The sequence below is a fragment of the Mesorhizobium sp. P3_A9 genome (assembly GCF_056402975.1).
This window is the reverse complement of sequence record NZ_JBFUGJ010000025.1, coordinates 16,395-38,246: the sequence shown is the minus strand read 5'-3', so window position 1 is coordinate 38,246 and position 21,852 is coordinate 16,395. Positions and strand designations below refer to the sequence as shown.

Below are 21,852 nucleotides of genomic sequence, written 5' to 3'. Positions count from 1 at the left end.
GAATAAAGGGCGCGCCAAGCAGCACGACATTGGAAAACGCCGACGACACGCCGCCGACGACACCGGCACGGGCATCCCTGCCGAAGACACGGGTGGTGACCAGATGGCCAGCGGCCCAGGTGATGGCGACCGCCGTGAAATAGGCGAACCAGAGCGGCCATGGCGCCAAGCCATGGAAGTCGGACCTGACCATCGTCTGGAACAGAAGCAGGGGCATCGCCACGTTGACGGCGAACTCCGATATGCCCTCGCCGCTCGCCGGTCTGAGATAGCCGGTCAACCCGGCGAGATAGCCGAGCGCAACCAGGCTGAAGACGAAAAGCACGGTTTCTGTGAGCGGAGACATTTTTCAGGGATAGGCGAGCCACGCGCGCGGCGCAATCGCGCCCGAATTTGACCTTGCCCGAATTTGATCATGCCCAAATTTGATCATGGTAGACTGGCAGCGTTATAGAGGGTTTGGAATATCAGGGCGGACACGAACGACAAATGACCTTTGTCGAAACCTCGGGACGCAATTTTTTTGCGCGGATGTCGCTGACGGCCTTCGTCGCCGCACTGTTTTGTCTTGCCGCGACGGCGCTTGCACTTGCCGAGACGAAAAGCCTGAAGGGCGTGGCGCTGATCATCGGTCAGTCGAATTACCTGCACATCGCCGTTCTGCCCAACCCGGCCAACGACGCCCGCGACATGGCAAAGATGCTGACGGACCTCGGCTTCGACGCCCGCAACGTCACCGATCGCGATGCGTCGAAATTGAAGCGCGACCTCGAACGYTTCGTCGAGGAYGCCGAAGGCGCYGACGTCGCCTTCATCTAYTAYTCCGGCCACGGCATCGAGGCCGGCGGCGAGAAYTATCTGGTKCCGGTCGAYGCCGATGTSTCGTCGCTSAAGGATGCAGGCCAGGCCCTGGTGCCGATATCCGCCGTCATGGACGAATTGAAAAAGACTGTGCCGGTAACGATCATGCTGCTCGATGCCTGCCGCACCAATCCGTTTCCGGCGGACGCCGTGGTGCGCCGCGCGCCGACCGCTTCCGCCGAGCCGATTGGCACTGGCGGGCTGGAACCGGTGCGTGGCGCCAAGGCGCTCGCCAATGCGTCGGCGCAAGATGCGAGCCTCGGCACGGTGGTCGGCTTCGCCGCCGAACCGGGCCGCCCGGCGCTGGATGGTGCGGCCGGCGAAAACAGCCCCTATGCGGCAGCCCTGCTGCGCCACCTTGCGGCGATGAAAGGCACGGAGTTTGGCTCGGTCATGCGCATGGTGACCGAGGAGGTCTATCTCGACACCAAGGCGAAGCAGCGCCCCTGGGTCAATGAAAGCCTGCGCCGGCTGCTTTATTTTGGCGTCGCGCCGCCGGAGCCGACCGGCGATGACGGGCTGATCACCGGCGAGCGGCGGCAACTGCTGTTGACCATTTCCGACCTGCCCGACCCGAAGCGGGCGCAGGTGGAACTGGCCTCGCTGCAGGATGGCGTGCCGCTCGACGCACTCTATGGCGTGCTCAGGGCACTCGGCACCGACAATATCCCCGAAGATCCGACCGACCTGCAGAAGGTGCTCGACGGCCAGGCCGAGCGCCTGAAGAAGATGATGTCCGAGCGCGCCGCACTGCGCACCGACGATCCCGAGATAAAGCGCCTGGTCGCCTCCGCCGACAAGGCCATTGGCCAGGGCGCCATGGTGACGGCGCGCAAATTCCTCGACGACGCGGTCGGCAGGGTCGAGCAGAACAGCGGTGCTGTCGACGATGCCGAGGAAATGGTCAGGCAGAAACGCATCGCCGACGCGGCCATCTATGCCAAACGCGCCGACGCCGCCGCACTGGTCTTCGACTACAAATCCGCCGCCAACGATTACGCCAAGTCCTTCTCGCTGGTCGAGAAATGGGACGACAAGCTGCGCTGGAACTACAAGAACCAGGAAGCCGAGGCSCTGAACTCTTACGGTTACGCCACCGGCGATCTCGATGCGCTGCAGCATGCGATCGAAGCCTACCGCGTCATCCTGAATTTCATTCCCAATGGCCAGCAGAACAGAGATTGGGCGATCACCCGCAACAACATGGCGGTGGTGCTGCAGACCATCGGCGAGCGCGAGACCGAAACCGCGCATCTGGAAGAAGCAGCCCAGATTTTCAGCGATTCGCTCGTCGTCTTCGAGCGCGAGAAGGACGACCGAAACTGGGCCGCCGCGCAGAACAACCTCGCCAATGTGCTKTTGAAGATCGGCGARCGCGAGAGCGACCCGAAGCGCCTCAATGAGGCGGTGGCGGCGATGCGCGCCGCGTTGGAAAAGCGTCCCCGTGACAAGCTGCCGCTCGACTGGGCCGCTTCACAGAACAATCTCGGCCTGGTGCTCTTTGCTCTCTCCGAGCGCGAGCCCGCCGGCGAGCATCTGAAGGACGCGGAGGCCGCCTACCGGCTGGCGCTCGAGGAATACACGCGCGAGAAAGCCCCCGTGGAATGGGCGATGGTCGAGAACAATCTCGGCAACACGCTGGTGACGCTTGGCATCCAGCTTAACGACAAGGCGAAGATCAACGAGGCGGCCGATGCCTTCCGCGCCGCGCTGAAAGTACGAACCCGCGAGACCTTTCCGGTCTCCTGGGCGACCAGCCGGCTCAACCTCGGCAACGCGCTGAGCGGCGTTGCCCGTTTCGACATGGGCACCGACACGCTCGAAGAGGCAGCCGCGGCCTATGATGATGCGCTGACGGTGTTTACCCGGCAGCGATTCCCGATGGACTGGGCGTCGGCGCAGAACAATCTCGGCTCGATCTACCAAACGCTTGGCCAGCGCACACGTGACGCGGCCAAACTCGAACAGTCGGCGGTAGCCTTCCAGGCAGCCCGGCAGGTCTATGTCAGGCGGAAATTCCCGCAGGATTGGGCGATGAGCTACTACAATCTCGGCAACACGCTGCAACTGCTTGGCGGCGTGACGGACAAGGCCGAGCATTACAACGAGGCGGTCGACGCCTACGGCAATGCCTTGCGCGAGTACAAGCGCGAGACCAACCCGCGGCAATGGGCGCTGGCCCAGGCCGGCCTCGGCTCAACTTTACACTGGCTGAGCATGAGCAATGCCGATCCGAAAACCCTGCGGGATTCGATCGCCGCCCGGCGGGCGGCCCTCGAGGTGCTGACCCTCGAGACGGCGCCCGTCGACTGGGCCAATGCCCAGAACGGCATCGGCATGAGCCTGCTCAACCTCGGCAACATCGAAAGGACCGGCAAATATCTCGACGAGGCCGAGGCTGCTTTCACCGCGACGCTGAAAGTGTTCACCAGGGAAAGCCAGCCCATGCAGTGGGCCTTCGAACAGAACAATCTTGGCGACATCCATTGGAACCGGGCCACCTATGGCGGCGGCAAGGCGGAATATCTCGAGGCCATCGCGTTCTTCGAGAACGCCAAACAGGGTTTTACCGAAGCCGGCTACACCCTCCCCATCCCGCTGACCGACCAGAAGATCGATCTGGTGAAAAAGCAGATCGCCAAAAAGTGAGACTCGAGACGCGGCCGGCTTCCGGCTTGTCTTTGTGCCCGCTTTCCAATCCCTATATGCGAATGGTCGGAGTCTGATGCCAGGCTCCTGGAAGGACTGCGATGATCAGATTTGCCTTGGCCTTGTTCCTGCTCGTCACTCCCGTCGCGGCCCATGCCACGGATGCCGGCTGGGCGTTGCTGCGCGATGGCGGCCATGTCGTGCTGCTGCGCCATGCCATGGTCACCGGCACTACCGACCCGGCCAATTTCGATATCGACAGCTGCGCCACACAGATGAACCTGTCGGCGCGCGGCAAGCAGCAGGCGAGCAAGATCGGCGCCTTGTTTGCCGCCCGCGCCGCGCCCATCGAGCGAGTCCTTTCCAGCCGCTACTGTCGCTGCCTCGACACCGCCCGCATCGCCTTCGAGGCCGAGCCGGAGCTGTTTGCGCCACTCGATCTGCTGAAAGGCGACGATGCCCAGAAGGCGGCGCAGATCGCCGCGATCATGAAGGAAATCCGCGCCTATTCCGGCTCCGACAATCTGGTCATGGTCACCCATCTGGAAGACATCGTGGCCCTGACCGGTGTTTCGCCGCGCGAGGGCGAGGCCGTGGTCGTCGAGCCGCAGGGCGACGGTCTGCGCGTGCTCGGCCGCGTCACCTTCTAGAGCAATTCCAGGAAAAGTGTGAAACGGTTTCCGTCCGGAATTGCGTCAAACAAAGAGTTAGAGCGGTTCGCCATTTCCGTGAAACGGTGAACCGCTCTAATGATGATCAGTGCCAACTGACGTCTCAGTGAGCAGCCACGCATCGATGCGAACTTTCCAGGTCTCGATCATGTGCGCGAAGGCATCCTCCGTCAGTTCGGACAGATAGGATTCTCCCGCCGCGTTCAGAGCCGTGAACGTATAGGCAATCGATGCTTCGGTGCCGCCATCGGCAGCCGAACGGCAGGCCACTTCGACAAATCCGAAGCGCGAGTCCGGGGTGACCCTGACATAGCGGACACGATGCGCGGTTGGATCTCAGTCGGCGCAGGCCCAGAGCGTTGTCTCCTCACCGTGAGCGGTTCGGAAGACCATGCCTTGCCGCGTTTCTCCGCTTTGCGGATGCAGAAATTTCGGATCCCAGCCCTCCACCCACAAAGTCTCGCCGATCGGCGTGAACAGCGGGAAGACGCGGTCGACCGGACCGGAAAGGACGATGCTGTGGCTGCGTTCAAGGTGGTTCGTCATTCGCCTTCCCTTTCCATTCAGTTTGAGGATGGCGCTTCGGTCAGACGGTGGCTGTCCGCCGCGCCAAGCTCCAACCCGTAGATGCGCTTCAGTTGGCTGATCGTTTCAAGCGTCGCCGGGGAAAACGGCGTCTGCCCTTCGAAGGCGTGCAGCACGATTCCTTCGATGAGATCGCCGAGGCTCATGTCGCGATGTTCGGCCAGGGCCTTGAGCACCTTCACCAACCGCTTTTCCAGGCGGACCCCGGTCTGCACGCGTTCTATTTCCATAGTTTGGTTTGTACCATGGTACATTGGTACATGCAATTGCCGATCGGCTAGTGTTGCCGAAATGCCACCGCCGAAAGAAGCCGCAAATTCGCCGCGACAATGCCGCTTGCGACAACCCGTCGCAGGGGCTATAGGCGCGCTCCCGGTCACGARAACCGAAGCGAGCACARCGGTTGGAGCTTTCGTCTCMGCCCGTGCAGGCGGCWTTGCCGCCCTGTATACGGYGCCGYTTTGGGGATTGGGATCGCGGATGTAGCTCAGGGGGAGAGCGCCGGATTTGGGTCCGGAGGTCGCAGGTTCGAATCCTGCTGTCTGCACCACGGATAGCTCAGTTTGGTTAGAGCATCAGATTGTTAATCTGACTGTCGAAGGTTCGATTCCTTCTCCATTGGCCTGATAAGCCAGCACCCTGCCACGGTGTTATCTGAAAACGGTCCGGGGACTGGAATGCTGACGACCTGACGGATGGCCGAAGCCTTCGGGCCAAGGCCGTACCGAAAGGTCCGACGCCATCGGCTCGCGGCCAGGCCCGCGGTGACGATCAAGGCGCAGCGTCGCCGGCAAGGGAGGCCAAGGCTTGCCGAGCCCGCTTCGCTGCCCCGCGATCCGCTCCCGAAGGCCCGCTGCGATTTGATGCCACCAGTCCCCGGATCATTCGTGCCCGGACTATGACGCTAGAAACGATGTGAAACGAGAAACGAAGGGAAGATCGACGCATGAGTTGACGCCTCGCATGGGGCCATGCCCGACAGGAGTAAGACAATGACTGTTCTCGATAAGGTTCTTGGGCGCGAGCGCGTCCTCGTAAAGGAAAACGAACGTGCCCTCACCCTCTACAAGGGGGAGATCAAGGCTGTCCTGCTGCCGGGCGAGCATTGGCTCGCCAACCGGGGTGGAAGCCTTGAAGTGTCGCGGCACGATCTGAAGAACCCGGAATTCGTTTCGGCGTACGAGAAGGCGTTGTTCGACAAGCTCCCGGATGTGGCCGCGCGTCATCTCACCGTCGTTCGCACCGGGCGCACGGATGTCGCCGTCATCGAGCGTGACGGCAACCTGCATGCCGTGCTGGCGCCGGACCGCAAGCTGGTGCTGTGGACGGACGCCGGGCCGTGGAAGGTCACGGTGGCCGACACCTCGGGTGACCTCGCCATCGATCCGGCGATCATGCGCCGGCTCGGCCAGGCTCGGAAGGCGGAATTGATGTCGGTCCATCCGGTCGTCGACGGCCAGGCTGGATTGCTGTTCGTCGACGGTGTCCTGGTGCGGACATTGACGGCGGGCGTGCATGCTTTCTGGAACGTCGGACGCATGGTGCAGGTGAAGGTCGTCGACCTCAAGCGCCAGTCGCTCGACGTCGCCGGGCAGGAAGTGCTGACCAAGGATCGCGTCACGATCCGCGTCAACATCGCCGCCGAATACCGKGTCGTCGATCCGGTCAAGGCGGTGAGCGCTGTGAAGGACTTCKCYGAAGCCCTCTACCGCGCCCTSCAGTAYGCCTTCCGCAAGRCKCTTGGSGSGCTSACGCTYGAYCAGATCCTYGAAAAGAAGGTGACGGTCGACGAGGAAGCCGCGGCCAAGGTCCGTGCCGACATGGCCGAGATCGGGGTCGAGGTCAGCGATATCGCGCTCAAGGATGTCATCCTGCCGGGCGAGATGCGCGAGATCCTCAACCAGGTGGTKTCGGCCGAAAAGCAGGCCGAGGCCAACGTCATCCGCCGCCGCGAGGAGACGAACGCCACGCGTTCCCTGCTCAACACGGCCAGGGTGATGGCGGAGAACCCGGTGATGCTGCGGCTGAAGGAGCTCGAGGCTCTGGAAAACATCGCCGGCAAGGTCGAGCGGCTGACCGTYCACAACGGAACGGGCGGRCTGCTGAACGAYCTGGTCAAGCTYCGCGAAAGCTGAGCTGACGTAACGGTAACGGGAGGGACCGCCGGGTTGACCGGCGGCCCTTCTTGCGTTTCCTAGGCACGCTTCCCATCTGCGCCCGGCGTATCAGGCCTTTTCCTGCCGGGAAAAACCAATTAGACAGCGCCCAAACAAGATGCGGACAGATTCCGCCCGCAAAGAAGGAAAAGCCCTTGTCCACCACGTTCGACAAAGTCGCCAAGATCATTGCCGACACCAGCGAGATCGATATCGACACCATCACGCCCGAGAGCCACACGATCGACGATCTCGGCATCGACAGCCTCGATTTCCTCGACATCGTCTTTGCCATCGACAAGGAATTCGGCATCAAGGTGCCGCTGGAAAAGTGGACCCAGGAAGTCAATGACGGCAAGGCTTCGACCGACGACTACTTCGTCATGAAGAACCTGTGCGCCAAGATCGACGCGCTGGTCGCCGCCAAGACCGCCTGACGTCAGTTGAGCGCGCGACCTTGACGCGCTCCACCACCTGACCCACAAAGCCGCTCATGAGCAGCCCTCGCGACGTCGTCATCACTGGTATCGGCCTTGTCTCCTCGCTGGGAGAAGGCCCTGACGCCCACTGGCAGAAGCTGGCGCAGCCGGGCCTGCAGCCGGTGATTGAGGCCGCGCGCTTTGCGCCCTACACTGTCCACCCGCTGCCGGAAATCGACTGGAACCTGCAGATCGCCAAGCGCGGCGACCAGCGGCAGATGGAAACATGGCAGCGGCTCGGCACCTATGCCGCCGGGCTTGCGCTCGACGACGCCGGCATCAAAGGCAATGACGAGCTCTGCACGACCATGGACATGGTTGTCGCCGCCGGCGGCGGCGAGCGCGACGAGGCTGTCGATGCCGCCATTCTGGCCGCTTCCGAGAGCCGCAACGACCGCGACGTGCTGCTCAATGAGAAGCTCACCACCGAATTGCGGCCGACTTTGTTCCTGGCTCAGCTTTCCAACCTACTCGCCGGCAACATCTCCATTGTTCACAAGGTCACGGGCTCGTCACGTACCTTCATGGGCGAAGAAGGTGCCGGTGTTTCCGCAGTCGAGACCGCGGCTGCTCGCATCCGCTCGGGCCAGTCGACGCACGTCCTGGTCGGCGGCGCCTTCCAGACCGAACATTCCGACATGCTGCTCGGCTACGAGCTCGCCGGCTATTTGCATCGCGGCCCGTGGAAGCCTGTCTGGCAAAGACAAGGCACCGAAGGCGGCGGCGTTGTAACCGGCTCCGGCGGTGCCTTCCTGGTGCTGGAACAGCGCGAACACGCGATGAGCCGCGGGCGCAAGATCTATGCCGAGCTCGGGCCAGTGGTCTCCGGCCGCGCCAGGCGTTCGCGCGGAGAACTCGACGCCGAGATCGCCGCACTGCTCAGCCAGGTGGCGCTGCCAAACGGCAAGCTGCTGGCACTTTCGGGCGCCTCTGGCGCGCATGCCGCAACCACTGCCGAGAAGGCAGCGCTCGATGCCAATACGGCGATCGCCACGCGCGGTTTTGCTACGCTGACCGGGCACATGAAGGAAGCGCAGTTTCCCTTCGCCGTGGCGCTGGCGGCACTCGCCGTCGAGCGTAAGGCCGCCTACCCCGTCTTTGATGCCGCAGCCGAGAAGCCATTCGAAGGCATCCCCGAAAGCGTCCTTGCAACGGCGATCGGCTATCACCAATTCGAGGGCATGGCGCTGGTCAAGTCAGCGTAAGGCGGCATCCACCATGCTGTTAGAGATAAATCGCTCGAGGGCTTCCCGATGACCAATTTCAGAGATCACATGGGCAGGCCGATCGTCGCCGTCACCGGCATCGGCGTGGTCACMTCGCTYGGCGTCGGCAAGTCAGATAATTGGGCGGCGTTGACCTCCGGCAAGTCGGGCATTCACCCGATCACCCGCTTTCCCATCGATCAACTAAACACCCGCATCTCCGGCATGGTCGATTTCCTGCCGTCGAGTTCGAAAGGTGCCAGCCCGCTCACCTACGAGTTGGCCGAGCTTGCGGGCCTCGAAGCGGTGACCGAAGCCGGTGTTGATTCCAGCGATTTCCGCGGACCGCTTTTCCTCGCATCGCCGCCGGTCGAACTCGACTGGGCCGAGCGCTTCTCGCTCTACAATTCTGACAAGGACAAGGATGACGCCGCCGCCGAAAGACTGCTTCGGGTGGCGCGTAGCCTGAAAGAGCTGGATATTTTCGAGACCACCCAGTTCGGTTCGATCGCCGACCGCCTTGCCGATCGCCTTGGCACACGCGGTCTGCCGATCACCCTGTCGACGGCTTGCGCTTCAGGTGCCACCGCCATCCAGCTCGGTGTCGAGGCGATCCGCCGCGGCGAATGCGATCGGGCGCTATCGATCGGCGCGGACGGTTCTGCCACCGCCGAGGCATTGATCCGCTTCTCATTGCTTTCGGCGCTCTCCACGCACAACGATGTTCCCGAAAAGGCATCGAAGCCTTTCTCCAGGGATCGCGACGGCTTCGTGTTGGCCGAGGGTTCCGGGGCGCTGGTGTTGGAATCGCTTGAGGCGGCATTGGCTCGCGGCGCGACAATTCTCGGCGTCCTGGGCGGTTGCGGCGAGAAGGCCGACGACTTCCACCGCACCCGCTCGAAGCCGGACGCTTCGCCGGCCATTGCCGCGGTTCGCGCCGCCCTCGCCGATGCCGGCATGAGTGAAGACGAGATCGACTATGTCAACGCCCACGGCACGTCGACCCCCGAGAACGACAAGATGGAACATCTGGCGCTGTCGACCGTGTTCGGCGAGCGGATCGGCTCGATGCCGGTCTCGTCGAACAAGTCGATGATCGGCCACACCCTGTCTGCGGCCGGCGCTGTCGAGGCGGCATTTTCGCTGATGACGATGCGTGAAAGCGTCATTCCGCCGACCATCAACTACGACAATCCCGACCCGGCGATCGTGCTCGACGTGGTGCCCAACAAGAAGCGCAATGCCGAGGTTCGCAGCGTTCTGTCGAACTCCTTCGGCTTCGGCGGCCAGAACACTTGCCTTGTCATGGCGCGGGAACCGGTCTAAGCGAGCGCTTTCCGCCAATGCATGTCGCGCAAAAGTGACCTCGGTTTTGCGACAACGACATGCATAAAACAAAGAACTAAAGCGCGTCGCGCTTTAGAGCAGAACCGACAGGCCTTATGCGCGCACTGCAACTTATCGAGGACCGCCGTCTTGAAACGGTGGACCTGCCGCCCCCGCCGCCGCCCGCACTCGGCGAAGTCACGCTGCGCATCAAGGCGGTGGCGCTGAACCATATCGACGTCTGGGGCTGGCGCGGCATGGCCTTCGCCAAGCGCAAGCTGCCGCTGGTCGTCGGCGCGGAAGCCTCCGGCGAGGTCGARGCGGTCGGTCCCGGCGTTTCCAGCCTGCTGCCTGGACAATTGGTGTCGATCTATGGCGCGCGCACCTGCGGCCTCTGCCGCGCCTGCCGCGAAGGCCGCGACAATCTCTGCGAACATGTTTCGGGCGTTCATGGCTTCCATCTCGACGGCTTCGCGCAGGAAAAGATCAACCTGCCGGCGCGCCTGCTGGTCCCCGCCCCGCCCGGCGTGACSGACRTYGGCGCSGCYGTCGCGCCSGTCACCTTCGGCACCGTCGAGCACATGCTGTTCGACAATGCGAGGCTGCAGCCGGGCGAGACGATCCTTGTCCATGCCGGCGGCTCCGGCATCGGCTCGGCGGCGATCCAGCTGGCCAAGCGGATGGGCTGCACCATCATCACCACGGTCGGCTCCAACGACAAGATCGACAAGGCCAAGGCGCTGGGCGCCGACCACGTCATCAACTACCGCGACGACCGTTTCGAAGGCGTCGTGCGCAAGCTGACCAAGAAGAAGGGCGTCGATGTCGTCTTCGAACATGTCGGCGCCGACACCTTTGCCGCCTCGATGCTGTGCCTGAAGCGCGGCGGCCGCCTGGTCACCTGCGGCTCGACCTCGGGCGTGTCGACGCAGATCAACTTGATGCAACTCTTCCARCAGCAGTTGAAGCTKCTCGGTTCCTTCGGCTGCCGCATGGAGAACATGGCCAACGCCATGCAAAAGATGGCGGCCGGTCAGGTCGCACCGGTSGTCGACACCGAGGTCGGCTTCAGCGACATCGATGCCGCGCTGAAGCGCATGGAAGGCCGCGACGTCTTCGGCAAGATCATCCTGCGGGTCGGCTAACGCCTGTGTTCAAGAAGCTTCGCCGGGACTTGAGGTATCGCTACGGCCGGCAACTGCGCCAGTTGAACTACTGGGTGGTTGCGCGCGCGGCGATGATGATCATCTCGGTGCTGCGCCTGCTGCCGGCTGATAGTGCCCTGAATTTCGCCGACCGCGTGGCGCGCCTGATCGGCCCCAGGGTGGGGCGCCATCAGGTTGCCGTCGACAATCTGCGCAAGGCCTATCCGGAAAAGAGCGAAGACGAGATCCAGGCCATAGCCTCCGACATGTGGGGCAACATGGCCCGCCTTGCCGCCGAGTATATTTTCCTGGACGCCCTGTTCGACTATGACCCCGCGGCAACCAAGCCCGGCCGCGTCGAGGTCAAGGGAACGGAGCATTTCGTCGAGATCGCCGCCGAAAAGCGGCCGCACATCGTCTTCACCGGCCATCTCGGCAATTTCGAGCTGCTGCCGGTGGCAGCGGCGACCTTCGGCATGAACATCACGGCGCTGTTTCGCCCGCCCAACAACCCCTACCTCGCCGACTACATCCTTTCGACACGCCGCTCGACCATGGGATCGCTGCTGCCGTCGATGGCCGGCGCCTCATTCGCCTTGGCAGGCGTCCTGGAAAACGGCGGCAATATCGGCGTCCTTGTCGACCAGAAATTCTCCAACGGCCTCGATACGACCTTCTTCGGCCGTCCCTGCCAGAGCAACCGCGTGCTGGGCACCCTTGCCCGTCACTATGACTGCGACGTCTATCCGGCGCGTTGCATCAGACTGCCAGGCAACCGCTTCCGGCTCGAGATCGAGGACAGACTGGTCTTGCCGCGCACGGCCGACGGCAGCGTCGACGTCCACGCCACCACCCAGATGCTGAACGACGTGGTCGAGCGCTGGGTGCGCGAGGATCCCGGCCAGTGGATGTGGTTCCACAAGAGGTGGGAGATCAGCAACTGGCGGCGCAAGAAGCGGTCGAAGCCGGCTCCTGTGCCAAATACCTGAGCAAGCAGCCGGCGAGAATGCGAGTTCCACGCCAGCCGATAGGGCCCGCCTGAGCGAACCAGTAGCCGCTGCTAGTTCGTCACGACAATGCGCGTATTGCCGAAGCCCACTTCCCGCACCATCGAATAGAAGGCCGCGGCATTGGCCGTGTGCAGCCGCACGCAGCCATGCGAGGCCGGGCGGCCGAGTTGCCTGACGGCGCCAGTGCCATGAATGGCATAGCCGCCATGGAAGAACACCGAATACGGCATCGGCGACATATGGTACTTTTTCGAATACCACATCCGCGCCGTGCGCTGCGGCCGGTAGGTGCCGCGCGGCGTGAAATAGCCGGGACGCGCGGTAGACACGGTCCACCGATAGACCTCCAGGCCATATCTGACCGTCATCGTCTGCGACGACACGTCGATACTCGCTTCCAACATGGCCGCTTGGCTTGCGGCCGGCGCACCAAACAGCGCGGTTGCCAACATCGCCGCTGCGACTAGAAAAGACTTCTTCATGCGACCAAACCCCTTTGATTGCCCTTGCCTGTCTGCCCTCACGATGTTTTTCATCTTTTTAATGGCAGGTGAACGGGATAACACACACTCCTTGATCAATTCGCCAATCCGAAGCAGCGAATTTGAACGATTTCCCGCGATAGTTGCCGCAACGACACGTCGCACGGACTTGATTGCTGGCGGGCTTGCAATGCAACGTCGTTCTTTGCTCAACTCTCCTGATGAACGAACGACTCCTGCAAGCAATCGATAACAAGCGCGATGCAGTCGTGGCGCTGACCGCCGACCTCATCCGTTTTCCAACCATCAATCCGCCCGGCGAGGCCTACCGGCCATGCGCCGAATATATCGGCGAGCGGCTGAAGAAGCGCGGCTTCGAGACCGAATTCATCCGCGCCGAAGGCACACCCGGCGACACCGATCGCTACCCGCGCGTCAATGTCGTGGCCCGTTTCGACGGCCGGTCACCCGGCGCCTGCGTCCACTTCAATTCGCATATCGACGTGGTCGAGGCCGGCGACGGCTGGACCGTCGATCCCTTTGCCGGCGTCGTCAACGACGGCAGGGTCTATGGCCGCGGCGCCTGCGACATGAAAGGCGGCCTGGCCGCCTCGATCATCGCCGCCGAAGCCTTCATGGAAGTCTATCCMGACTTTCCCGGCGCCATCGAAATATCAGGCACGGTCGACGAAGAATCAGGCGGCTTCGGCGGCGTCGCCCATCTGGCCRGGCTGGGCTATTTCTCCAAACCCAGGGTCGACCACGTAATCATCCCCGAGCCCTTGAACAAGGACCGYATCTGCCTTGGCCATCGCGGCGTCTGGTGGGCGGAGATCGAGACCAAGGGCGAGATCGCGCACGGTTCGATGCCGTTTCTCGGCGACAATGCGGTGCGCCATATGGGTGCCGTGCTCAGGGCTTTCGAAGACGAGCTGTTCCCGGCGCTCGACCGCAAGATGACGCGCATGCCGGTCGTGCCCGAGGGCGCAAAACGCTCGACCATGAACATCAATTCCATCCATGGCGGCCAGACGGAGGATTTCCGGCCCGGCCTGCCCTCGCCCAACGTGCCCGATTCCTGCCGGCTTACCATCGACCGCCGCTTCCTGCTCGAGGAAGATCTCGCCACGGTCAAAGGCGAAGTGACCGGCATTCTCGAGCGGCTGAAGCGCGAGCGCAARAARTTCRAYTAYGARATCCGCGACCTGATGGAAGTGCTGCCGCTGATGACSGAGCGCGATGCGCCGGTGGTCAAGGCGGTGGCGCAAGGCATCATGGCCATCTTCGACCGTGAGCCCGATTACGTCATCTCGCCCGGCACCTACGACCAGAAGCACGTAGCCCGCATCGGTCACATCTACGATTGCATCGCCTATGGCCCCGGCATTCTCGACCTCGCCCACCGGCCGGACGAATGGGTTGGCATCGAGGACATGGTGGAATCGGCCAAGGTCATGGCGATCGGGCTCAACGTGCTGCTGCGCGGCACAACTGAATGAGCGGCCTGCGGCGCAAAAACATTTCTCCTGGCGCGGCGCGACAGCACGAAACGCAATTTACTCCCGCGCGAAATCACGCTTCTATCCGCCGGCTTGAGCATTTGAGCACATAGGGAGTTGAGCGATGAAACTTTGGAAGACCCTTCTGGCCGCTGCCTTGCTGGCGTTCGCAACCGCCACTTCGGCGTTTGCCGCCCGGACCGATCTTGTCATCGGCATTCCGCTCGAGCCCCCGCATCTCGACCCGACGGCGGGAGCGGCCGCGGCAATCAGGGAGGTCACCTACGCCAATGTGTTCGAGGGCCTGACCCGSATCGGCCCSAATGGCGAGGTKCTGCCGGATCTYGCCGARAGCTGGACCATTTCCGATGAYGGCAARRYCTACACSTTCAAGCTGCACACCGGCGTGAAATTCCAYGACGGCRCCGAYTTCARCGCCGACGAYGTGAAGTTCTCGCTCGACCGTGCCCGCGCGGAAAACTCCCTCAACGCGCAAAAGCAGCTCTTTGCCGCCATCGACAAGGTCGACGTGGTCGACCCCGCCACAGTGAAGGTGACGCTCACCCACCCGCAGGGCTCTTTCCTCTACAATATGGGCTGGGGCGACGCGGTGATCGTGTCGCCGAAATCCGCCGACACCAACAAGGAAAAGCCTGTTGGCACCGGCCCCTTCAAGTTCGAGAGCTGGGCCAAGGGCTCATCGGTCACCCTGGTGAAATCGGATCATTACTGGGGCACCCCCGCTTTCCTCGAAAAGGTCGAGTTCCGCATCGTTCCCGATGCCGCGGCGGCGGTGCCGGCGCTGCTTTCCGGCGACATACAGGCTTTCCCCTTCTTCGATCCCGACAGCGTTTCCCAGGTCAAGGATGATCCGCGCTTCAAGGTGGTGGTCGGCGCGACCGAAGGCGAGACCATCCTGTCGATCAACAACAAGCAGCAGCCCTTCGACAAGCTGCAGGTGAGGCAGGCGATCTCCTATGCGCTCGACCGCAAGGCGATTATCGACGGCGCCTCGGCCGGGCTCGGCCTGCCGATCGGCTCGCATATGTCGCCGGCMAAYAAATAYTATGTCGACCTCACCGGCCGCTATCCGCACGACGTGGCCAAGGCCAAGGAACTGCTCAAGCAGGCGGGACTGGAGAACGGCTTCAAGGCCACGTTGAAGCTGCCGCCGACGTCCTATGCACGGCTCGGCGGCGAGATCATCGCCTCGGAGCTCCGCGACGTCGGCATCAACCTCGAGATTATCCCCGTCGAGTGGGCGCAGTGGCTGGACCAGGTGTTCACCAAGAAGGACTACGACCTGACCATCGTGTCGCATACCGAGCCGAACGACATCGATATCTACGCGCGCAAGGACTATTACTTCAATTACGACAACCCGACCTTCAACAAGGTCATCGCCGATCTGGACCTGACGTCGGATGAGGCCAAGCGCAAGGAATTGTATGCACAAGCGCAAAAGATCCTGGCCGACGATGCCGTGGTCGGCTTCCTCTACGAGCTGCCCAAGGTCGGGGTCTGGGACGCCAAGCTGCAAGGCCTGTGGGAAAACGCGCCGATTCCCGCCAACGATCTGACCAAGGTGAAGTGGAGCGAGTGATTTCGCCCTTCCGAGAAATGCGTGGCTCCGGGAGTAAACCAGCTTCCGGAGCCTGCCTTTTTCCGGCACGTTGGAACGGATGACTGCCTATCTCCTCAAGCGCCTGGCCATCTCTCTCGCCACGCTGGTCTTGGCCTCCATCGTGGTGTTCGCCGTGCTCGAAATCCTGCCCGGCGATCCGGCGCGGCTGATGCTGGGCATGAACGCCAGCGCCGACCAGATCGAACTCCTGCGCAACCAGATGGGTCTCAACGCGCCGCTTGCCCTGCGCTATTTGCACTGGRCCGGSGGCCTGCTSAGCCTCGATTTCGGCCGCTCCTACACCTATTCGGTGCCGGTCATCGATCTYGTSCGYGAACGGCTTGYCGTCTCGCTGCCACTGGCACTGATCGCGCTAGCGCTCTCCACCATCATCGCCATTCCCGTCGGCCTGTTTTCCGCCAGCCGGCGCGGCCGGGCCGGCGATACGATTTCCATGGGCGCGGCSCAGCTYGGCGTCGCMGTGCCSAAYTTCTGGTTCGCGCTGATGCTGATCTAYSTCTTYGCCGTCTGGYTGCGGCTGGTSCCSGCCGGCGGCTTTCCCGGCTGGRGCGCCGGCRTKTGGCCGGCGCTGAAATCGTTGCTTCTGCCGGCGATCGCCCTTGCCTTGCCGCAGGCTGCGATCCTGGCGCGCGTCACCMGCTCGGCGCTGATCGAGGTGCTGAACGAGGACTATATCCGCACCGCCCGCGCCAAGGGCCTGCCCTACCGCGCCGTGCTGTGGCGGCATGCGCTGCGCAACGCCATGATCCCGGTGCTGACCATTCTCGGCCTGCAATTCGCTTTCCTGCTCGCCGGTACCATCATCATCGAGAATGTCTTTTACCTGCCCGGCCTCGGCCGGCTGGTGTTCCAAGCGATCACCCAGCGCGACCTGATCGTCGTTGAAAGTGTCGTCATGCTGCTGGTCGCCGCCGTCATTGCCGTCAACCTCATCGTCGACCTTTCCTATGCGGTCGTCGATCCGCGCCTGAGAAGCCGGCAATGACGCTGCACATCGACATTCCTGAGGAGACGTTCAGCTCAATCCTGGCCAAGGCATTCAGGAACACGGCTTTCGTCACCGGATTCGTCATCACCTTGCTGATCCTAGCGATGGCTGTCGTCTCCTATATCTGGACGCCTTACGACGTGACGAAGCTGGTCATAGCGGACAAGACGCAAAGCCCCTCGCTGGCGCATTGGTTCGGCACCGACCATTTCGGCCGCGATATCCTGTCGATGATCATGGTCGGTGCCCGCAATTCGATTGCGGTGGCATTTGTCGCGGTCGGCATCGGCATGGGCATCGGCGTGCCGCTCGGCGCTTTTGCCGCGGCGCGTGGCGGCTTGGTCGACGAGGCGCTGATGCGCATCAACGATCTCGTCTTCGCCTTCCCTGCGCTGCTGTCGGCGATCATGATCACCGCCATCTTCGGGCCGGGCGCCGTCAACGCCATCATCGCCATCGGCATCTTCAACATWCCGGTGTTTGCCCGTGTTGCCCGCGCCGGCGCGTTGGCGATCTGGCCACGCGAGTTCATCCTTGCCGCGCGCGCCGCGGGAAAAAGCAGCACGCAGATATCGATCGAACATGTGCTGCCCAACATCGCCACGCTGCTCCTCGTGCAAGGCACCATCCAGTTCGCGCTCGGCATCCTGGCCGAAGCCGGGCTTTCGTATCTCGGCCTCGGCGTGCAACCGCCGATGCCGAGCTGGGGCCGTATGCTGTTCGACGCGCAGACSCGCATGGTGGTGGCGCCCTGGATGGCGRTCTTTCCCGGCATGGCGATCGTCATCACCGTGCTWGGCCTSAATCTCCTSGGCGAYGGYATCGCCGACATYCTCGACCCGAAATCGCGGCGGCAGCGATGAGCTTGCTGGAGATCGAAAACCTGTCGCTGGCGATCGGCGACACGCCGATCCTGAAAGGCATCGAACTCTCCGTCGCGCCCGGAGAGGTGATGGGGCTGGTCGGCGAATCCGGCTCCGGCAAGTCGATGACCGCGCTGACGCTCATGCAGCTGCTGCCACACGCCGCGCGCGCCACCGGTCGCGTCAYCTTCGATGGCATCGACATTCTCGGAGCAACCGAGGACCAGATGTGCGCGCTCCGCGGCGACGACATCGGCATGGTGTTCCAGGARCCGATGACGGCGCTSAAYCCGGTCAAGACCATYGGCGARCAGGTCGCCGAAGGCATACGCTGGCACACCAAGGCCACGCGTGCGGCGGCTGAAGAGCGGGCGCGCAAAATGCTTGACCGTGTGGGCCTGCCCGAAGCGAAATTCCCGCTGTCACGCTATCCRCACGAACTCTCCGGCGGCCAGCGCCAGCGTGTCGTCATAGCCATCGCTTGCGCGCTGAAACCCAAGCTCTTGATYGCCGACGAGCCGACGACRGCRCTCGACGTGGTGCTRCAGGSGCAGATCCTCGACCTCTTGCGCGAYCTCGTCGCGGAGAGCCGCATGGGCCTGCTGTTGATCTCGCACGACCTCGCCGTGGTGACCGAGATGGCCGACCGCATCACCATCCTGCGCCATGGCGAGGTGATGGAAGCTGGCGACACGGCGCGCACGCTGTCGGCGCAACTCCACCCCTACACGCGCCAGCTGGCGCAAGCCTCGATGCATGTGCCGGCGCGCGCCAAGGTTCACGCCGTTGGATCGGCCAAGCCGCTGCTTGAGGTCGAAGGCGTGACGCGCGACTATCCGGGCCGGCGCACCTCTCTGTTCCGGCGCGCCGCACCGATCCGCGCCGTTGACGACGTGTCGCTGTCGCTGGCGCCGGGCCAATCTGTGGCGCTGGTCGGCCGCTCCGGTTGCGGCAAGTCAACGCTTGCCCGCATGATCCTGGCGCTCGACAAGCCGACCTTGGGGGCTATCCGCTTTCGCGGCGAAACGATCACCGGCAAGAGCGAAGCCGAATTGAAGCCGGCGCGGCGCGACATGCAGGTTGTGTTCCAGGACCCCTACGGCTCCTTCGATCCGCGCCAAAAGGTCGAAAAACTGGTCGCGGAACCTCTGCATGTGCTGGAGAAGAAACCGACGCGCGCCGAGCGGCGTGAGATGGTGGCGCATGCGCTGCATGAGGTCGGCCTCGATCAGCGCGAYATGGACAARTAYCCGCACGAATTCTCAGGCGGCCARCGCCAGCGCCTRTCGATYGCCCGCGCCATCATCACCMGSCCSAAGCTGGTCGTYGCCGACGAGCCGGTCTCGGCACTCGATGTCTCGATCCGTGCCCAGATCCTCGACCTGTTCGCCGAGCTCAACCAGAAGCTCGGCATCGCCTATCTCTTCATCACACACGACCTGACCGTCGCYCGSGCCATCACCGACGAGGTGCTGGTCATGCATGACGGCAAGATCGTCGAGCGCGGCAAGACGAGCGAGGTGCTGGATCATCCGCAATCCGAGGCCGCCAAGGCGCTGGTCGCCGCGGCTCCTGATCTGCATCGGGCGATCGCCCGACGGATGCAGGAACAGGGGTAAGGCCCTCAAACCCCGTATTCGCAAGATCTTGCGGATCGGATGTACCAGGCGCAGAAATCCAAATATGGTTTGGAGAACCAACCAGCCGGGGGACTCCATGCGGTCGCGTCGAATGATTGTCGCCGGATTGTTCGGATTGTTGATGGCAGGGGCGGCCTTTGCCGATCAACCGACCGAGTGCGACAGACTGGCGGGCTCGCCCACCGATCCGAATCGGGCCGGCGTAGGGATCGGCCTCTACGGGATCGACCCGGACGACGCCATCGCGGCTTGCGAAAAGACACTGGCCGCCGATCCGAACAATCCGCGCCTGCTGTTCAACCTCGGCCGGGCGCATGAAGCCGCCGGGCGGGTCGGGTCGTTATCAGCCGATGAGATGGCCCTGGCCGGTCGAAGCTATAAGGATGCCGCAGACCATAACTATTCCGCGGCACAAGTCGCGTTGGCCGCTTTCTACTGGCACGGCAGCGATGGTTTCCAGCAAGACGCCAGCCAGGCCATGCTTCTCCTGAAAAAGGCGATGGCGTCAGACGCCATGGAAGCCAAGTCGCAGCGCCGGAACCTGTTCGCGGATACGACCTTCGCCACCGACCCCCGCGAAGCGCAGATCCAGTTTATCAAAGAGGCAGCCGACGCCGGCGACGCGGACGCACTCTATGCGCTCGGCCTGCCATTGAGCCTGGCTGAAGACAGGCAGGCAGACGTCGTCCAGCTCTGGCACCAGGCGGCGGCGCTCGGCAGCGCCCAGGCGGCGTTTGATCTCGCCAGGATGTATTTCAGGGGCAAAGGCGGCCTGTCGGCGAATCCGGAAGAGTCGCTGCGGCTGATCCAGAAGGCCGCGGCCGGCGACGATCCCCAGACGTGGGACTTCGCGGCAAAGGCCTATGAGCGCGGCAGCTACGGCCTGCCGAAGGACGACAAGCAGGCGGCCCAACTCTTCAGGCAGGCGAGCGATGCCGGCAACAAATACGCGCTGTACGATCTCGGCGGGTTCTACGAGGACGGCAAAGGCGGACTACCAAAAGATTCGCGTGAGGCGGCACGCCTTTACAGGCTGGCGGCCGATCAAGGCAACGAAGACGCCGTTGTCGCCCTCGCCCACGACATGGCGGACGGTCGAGGCGGCTACGAAGCGGACAAGGCCAAGGCGATCGCGTTTTTGAAGCGTGCCGCACGCTGGAGCAGGCAGGCGAAGGACGAACTGACGAAGATGGGCGGGTGACACGGCACGCGAGGAAGGTCCCCTCGGTGCCGGGGAACCCGTTGCTCAGGGCAGCGTCTTACTCTTCCGGCTTCACCACATCGACCGGGCTGATGTCGAGCAGGTCGAGCGTGCGGCGCAGCAGGCGCACCTCGCTATCGGCCAGTTGCGAATCCGCCTTGGCGATCTCCGCCATGTGCTGGGCCAATTGCTTGCGCCGTTCGACGTCGAGATCGCGAAACAGCGCGATCGCTTGCGAGCCGTTGGTCTCGTAGCCGAACTCATTGAGATATTCGATGACAGCGTCGATGCTGGTTTCCGGAATGCCGAAGGCATCCTTGCAGATGCGCCGGAAGGCAACCATYTCGCTCTCSSWGACCGWRCCGTCGGCCAGGATCATGCGRAACAGCATCAGAAGTTCAGCCGACAGCACCGGATCGTCCGCGACCTTGCGCACGCCCGGGTCGCCGTCGAAGATCGAGCGTATCTGGTCCAGCAATGCGAATGCCATCGGGGCCTCTTTCCGGGGTTAACTGCGCACAAATACAAATCCAAGCGCGATGCGTTTGGATAGAGGTAGCGCGGAATCGGCCTTGCGCAAACAGGGCGGTCGTGGTCGAACGCCGTTATCCCGCCGACCGGACGTTTCCGCACATCAGATGATCGACCTCACCACCCAGACAATCGCCATGCTCGCCTTCGCCGCCTTTGCCGCGGGCTTTGTCGATTCGATTGCCGGCGGCGGCGGACTGATCACCATTCCCGCCCTGCTGCTTGCCGGCTTCTCACCGGTCGAGGCGCTTGGAACCAACAAGCTGCAAGGCATGTTCGGCTCCGGGTCGGCGACTATCCACTATGCATCCAAGGGCCACGTCGACCTGCGCCGACAATTGCCCTCGGCATTGCTGGCACTTGTGGGAAGTGCCATCGGCGCCTTGCTGGCCACCATCGTTCCGGGCGATCTCCTGCGCGCCCTGCTGCCCCTGGTGCTGATCGCCATCGCGCTCTATTTCGCCCTCAAACCCAACATGAACGATGTCGACCGGGCCGAACGTCTGTCGCCATTCCTGTTCGGACTGACCGTGGTGCCGGCCATCGGCTTCTATGATGGCCTGTTCGGCCCCGGCGCCGGCTCCTTCTACATGCTGGCCTTTGTCGCGCTTGCCGGCTACGGCGTGCTGAAGGCGACGGCGCACACCAAATTGCTCAACTTTGCCTCCAACATCGGCGGCTTCATTGTCTTTGCCGCTGTCGGGGTCATCTCCTGGAAGATCGGCCTGATGATGGGCGTTGCCCAGTTCCTCGGCGCCCGCGTCGGCGCGAGCCTCGCCATGCGCATCGGTGCCAAACTGATCAAGCCGCTGCTGGTGATCGTCTGCGTGGCGCTGGCGGTGAAGCTGCTGGCCGATCCGGCCAATCCGCTGCGTGTGATGATTGGTGTGTGATAGACTGCCACTGTTCGAATCAT

The 21,852-nt window shown here is 63.1% G+C and carries 21 protein-coding genes and 2 tRNA genes; 17 read left to right on the top strand and 6 right to left on the bottom strand.

All coding sequences use genetic code 11. The features are described 5' to 3' along the window. Positions 1–346 (bottom strand): AEC family transporter (locus AC1DX0_RS06920; RefSeq protein WP_477354815.1); only part of this gene is annotated, 346 nt, incomplete at its 3' end. 143 nt (positions 347–489) lie between these two features. On the opposite strand from AC1DX0_RS06920, the gene AC1DX0_RS06915 reads away from it, so the two are divergent. Together AC1DX0_RS06915 and AC1DX0_RS06910 are read left to right on the top strand one after the other, a co-directional pair. Beyond that, positions 490–3,510 (top strand): caspase family protein, encoded by a 3,021-nt coding sequence (locus AC1DX0_RS06915; RefSeq protein ID WP_477222203.1) that lies wholly within the window; start codon positions 490–492, stop codon positions 3,508–3,510. A gap of 101 nt (positions 3,511–3,611) precedes the next feature. After that, positions 3,612–4,160, top strand: coding sequence for a histidine phosphatase family protein (locus AC1DX0_RS06910; RefSeq protein WP_477222202.1), 549 nt, complete (start codon positions 3,612–3,614; stop codon positions 4,158–4,160). 96 nt (positions 4,161–4,256) lie between these two features. On the opposite strand, the gene AC1DX0_RS06905 is transcribed toward AC1DX0_RS06910, so the two are convergent. The 3 genes from AC1DX0_RS06905 to AC1DX0_RS06895 form a co-directional block, all read right to left on the bottom strand. Beyond that, a complete protein-coding gene (locus AC1DX0_RS06905; RefSeq protein ID WP_477222201.1) occupies positions 4,257–4,451 on the bottom strand; it encodes a hypothetical protein in 195 nt (64 codons plus the stop codon). A 66-nt stretch (positions 4,452–4,517) separates the two neighbouring features. Then, positions 4,518–4,727 carry a hypothetical protein gene (locus AC1DX0_RS06900; protein ID WP_477222200.1) on the bottom strand — a complete coding sequence of 70 codons (210 nt, stop codon included), beginning with the start codon at positions 4,725–4,727 and terminating at the stop codon, positions 4,518–4,520. Between the two features lie 17 nt (positions 4,728–4,744). Next, positions 4,745–4,948: a hypothetical protein gene (locus tag AC1DX0_RS06895; protein WP_477222387.1), complete on the bottom strand. Its 204-nt coding sequence runs from the start codon at positions 4,946–4,948 to the stop codon at positions 4,745–4,747. A 294-nt stretch (positions 4,949–5,242) separates the two neighbouring features. Here AC1DX0_RS06895 and AC1DX0_RS06890 point away from each other — a divergent pair. The 8 genes from AC1DX0_RS06890 (at position 5,243) to AC1DX0_RS06855 (ending at position 12,066) form a co-directional block, all read left to right on the top strand. Beyond that, positions 5,243–5,316: transfer RNA gene (locus AC1DX0_RS06890), tRNA-OTHER, on the top strand. A 2-nt stretch (positions 5,317–5,318) separates the two neighbouring features. Then, a tRNA-Asn gene (locus tag AC1DX0_RS06885) sits at positions 5,319–5,388 on the top strand. Between the two features lie 370 nt (positions 5,389–5,758). Continuing rightward, positions 5,759–6,901, top strand: a complete 1,143-nt coding sequence (locus AC1DX0_RS06880; protein WP_477354812.1) for a slipin family protein — start codon at positions 5,759–5,761, stop codon at positions 6,899–6,901. Between the two features lie 176 nt (positions 6,902–7,077). Next, positions 7,078–7,359 carry an acyl carrier protein gene (locus AC1DX0_RS06875; protein WP_010909964.1) on the top strand — a complete coding sequence of 94 codons (282 nt, stop codon included), beginning with the start codon at positions 7,078–7,080 and terminating at the stop codon, positions 7,357–7,359. 56 nt (positions 7,360–7,415) lie between these two features. Continuing rightward, complete coding sequence (locus tag AC1DX0_RS06870; RefSeq protein WP_477222198.1) at positions 7,416–8,606, top strand: beta-ketoacyl-ACP synthase; 1,191 nt, start codon at positions 7,416–7,418, stop codon at positions 8,604–8,606. 48 nt (positions 8,607–8,654) lie between these two features. Beyond that, complete coding sequence (locus AC1DX0_RS06865; protein ID WP_477222197.1) at positions 8,655–9,932, top strand: beta-ketoacyl-ACP synthase; 1,278 nt, start codon at positions 8,655–8,657, stop codon at positions 9,930–9,932. Positions 9,933–10,048: 116 nt separating this feature from the next. Further along, on the top strand, positions 10,049–11,077 hold the full coding sequence (locus AC1DX0_RS06860; protein ID WP_477354809.1) for a zinc-binding dehydrogenase: 1,029 nt from the start codon (positions 10,049–10,051) through the stop codon (positions 11,075–11,077). A 5-nt stretch (positions 11,078–11,082) separates the two neighbouring features. Further along, a complete protein-coding gene (locus tag AC1DX0_RS06855; protein ID WP_477222195.1) occupies positions 11,083–12,066 on the top strand; it encodes a lipid A biosynthesis lauroyl acyltransferase in 984 nt (327 codons plus the stop codon). A gap of 71 nt (positions 12,067–12,137) precedes the next feature. Here the strand turns inward: AC1DX0_RS06855 and AC1DX0_RS06850 are convergent, their stop codons facing one another. Further along, a complete protein-coding gene (locus tag AC1DX0_RS06850) occupies positions 12,138–12,569 on the bottom strand; it encodes a L,D-transpeptidase (protein ID WP_477222386.1) in 432 nt (143 codons plus the stop codon). Positions 12,570–12,790: 221 nt separating this feature from the next. Between AC1DX0_RS06850 and AC1DX0_RS06845 the strand changes: the two genes are divergently transcribed. From AC1DX0_RS06845 to AC1DX0_RS06820, 6 genes are all read left to right on the top strand, one after another. After that, positions 12,791–14,068, top strand: a complete 1,278-nt coding sequence (locus AC1DX0_RS06845; protein WP_477354806.1) for an acetylornithine deacetylase/succinyl-diaminopimelate desuccinylase family protein — start codon at positions 12,791–12,793, stop codon at positions 14,066–14,068. Positions 14,069–14,192: 124 nt separating this feature from the next. Beyond that, entirely contained in the window at positions 14,193–15,671 is a 1,479-nt protein-coding gene (locus AC1DX0_RS06840; RefSeq protein WP_477354803.1) for an ABC transporter substrate-binding protein, read from the top strand. Between the two features lie 79 nt (positions 15,672–15,750). Then, positions 15,751–16,698 carry an ABC transporter permease gene (locus AC1DX0_RS06835; protein WP_477354800.1) on the top strand — a complete coding sequence of 316 codons (948 nt, stop codon included), beginning with the start codon at positions 15,751–15,753 and terminating at the stop codon, positions 16,696–16,698. Further along, positions 16,695–17,564, top strand: a complete 870-nt coding sequence (locus AC1DX0_RS06830; protein ID WP_477354797.1) for an ABC transporter permease — start codon at positions 16,695–16,697, stop codon at positions 17,562–17,564. Before AC1DX0_RS06835 ends, AC1DX0_RS06830 begins: the two co-directional genes overlap by 4 nt. Continuing rightward, entirely contained in the window at positions 17,561–19,183 is a 1,623-nt protein-coding gene (locus tag AC1DX0_RS06825) for an ABC transporter ATP-binding protein (protein ID WP_477354795.1), read from the top strand. Before AC1DX0_RS06830 ends, AC1DX0_RS06825 begins: the two co-directional genes overlap by 4 nt. A 112-nt stretch (positions 19,184–19,295) precedes the next feature. Continuing rightward, complete coding sequence (locus AC1DX0_RS06820) at positions 19,296–20,405, top strand: tetratricopeptide repeat protein (protein ID WP_477222189.1); 1,110 nt, start codon at positions 19,296–19,298, stop codon at positions 20,403–20,405. Positions 20,406–20,463: 58 nt separating this feature from the next. Here the strand turns inward: AC1DX0_RS06820 and AC1DX0_RS06815 are convergent, their stop codons facing one another. Next, positions 20,464–20,895, bottom strand: a complete 432-nt coding sequence (locus tag AC1DX0_RS06815; protein WP_477354792.1) for a TerB family tellurite resistance protein — start codon at positions 20,893–20,895, stop codon at positions 20,464–20,466. A gap of 148 nt (positions 20,896–21,043) precedes the next feature. On the opposite strand from AC1DX0_RS06815, the gene AC1DX0_RS06810 reads away from it, so the two are divergent. Next, on the top strand, positions 21,044–21,829 hold the full coding sequence (locus AC1DX0_RS06810) for a TSUP family transporter (protein ID WP_477222187.1): 786 nt from the start codon (positions 21,044–21,046) through the stop codon (positions 21,827–21,829). Positions 21,830–21,852: the final 23 nt, after the last annotated feature.

What these genes read in the sequence shown, in the direction of transcription:
- AC1DX0_RS06850 (WP_477222386.1), bottom strand. Translation starts at nt 12,569, where the DNA reads ATGAAGAAGTCTTTTCTAGTCGCAGCGGCGATGTTGGCAACCGCGCTG.
- AC1DX0_RS06820 (WP_477222189.1), top strand. Translation starts at nt 19,296, where the DNA reads ATGATTGTCGCCGGATTGTTCGGATTGTTGATGGCAGGGGCGGCCTTT.
- AC1DX0_RS06900 (WP_477222200.1), bottom strand. Translation starts at nt 4,727, where the DNA reads ATGACGAACCACCTTGAACGCAGCCACAGCATCGTCCTTTCCGGTCCG.
- AC1DX0_RS06870 (WP_477222198.1), top strand. Translation starts at nt 7,416, where the DNA reads ATGAGCAGCCCTCGCGACGTCGTCATCACTGGTATCGGCCTTGTCTCC.
- AC1DX0_RS06810 (WP_477222187.1), top strand. Translation starts at nt 21,044, where the DNA reads ATGATCGACCTCACCACCCAGACAATCGCCATGCTCGCCTTCGCCGCC.
- AC1DX0_RS06910 (WP_477222202.1), top strand. Translation starts at nt 3,612, where the DNA reads ATGATCAGATTTGCCTTGGCCTTGTTCCTGCTCGTCACTCCCGTCGCG.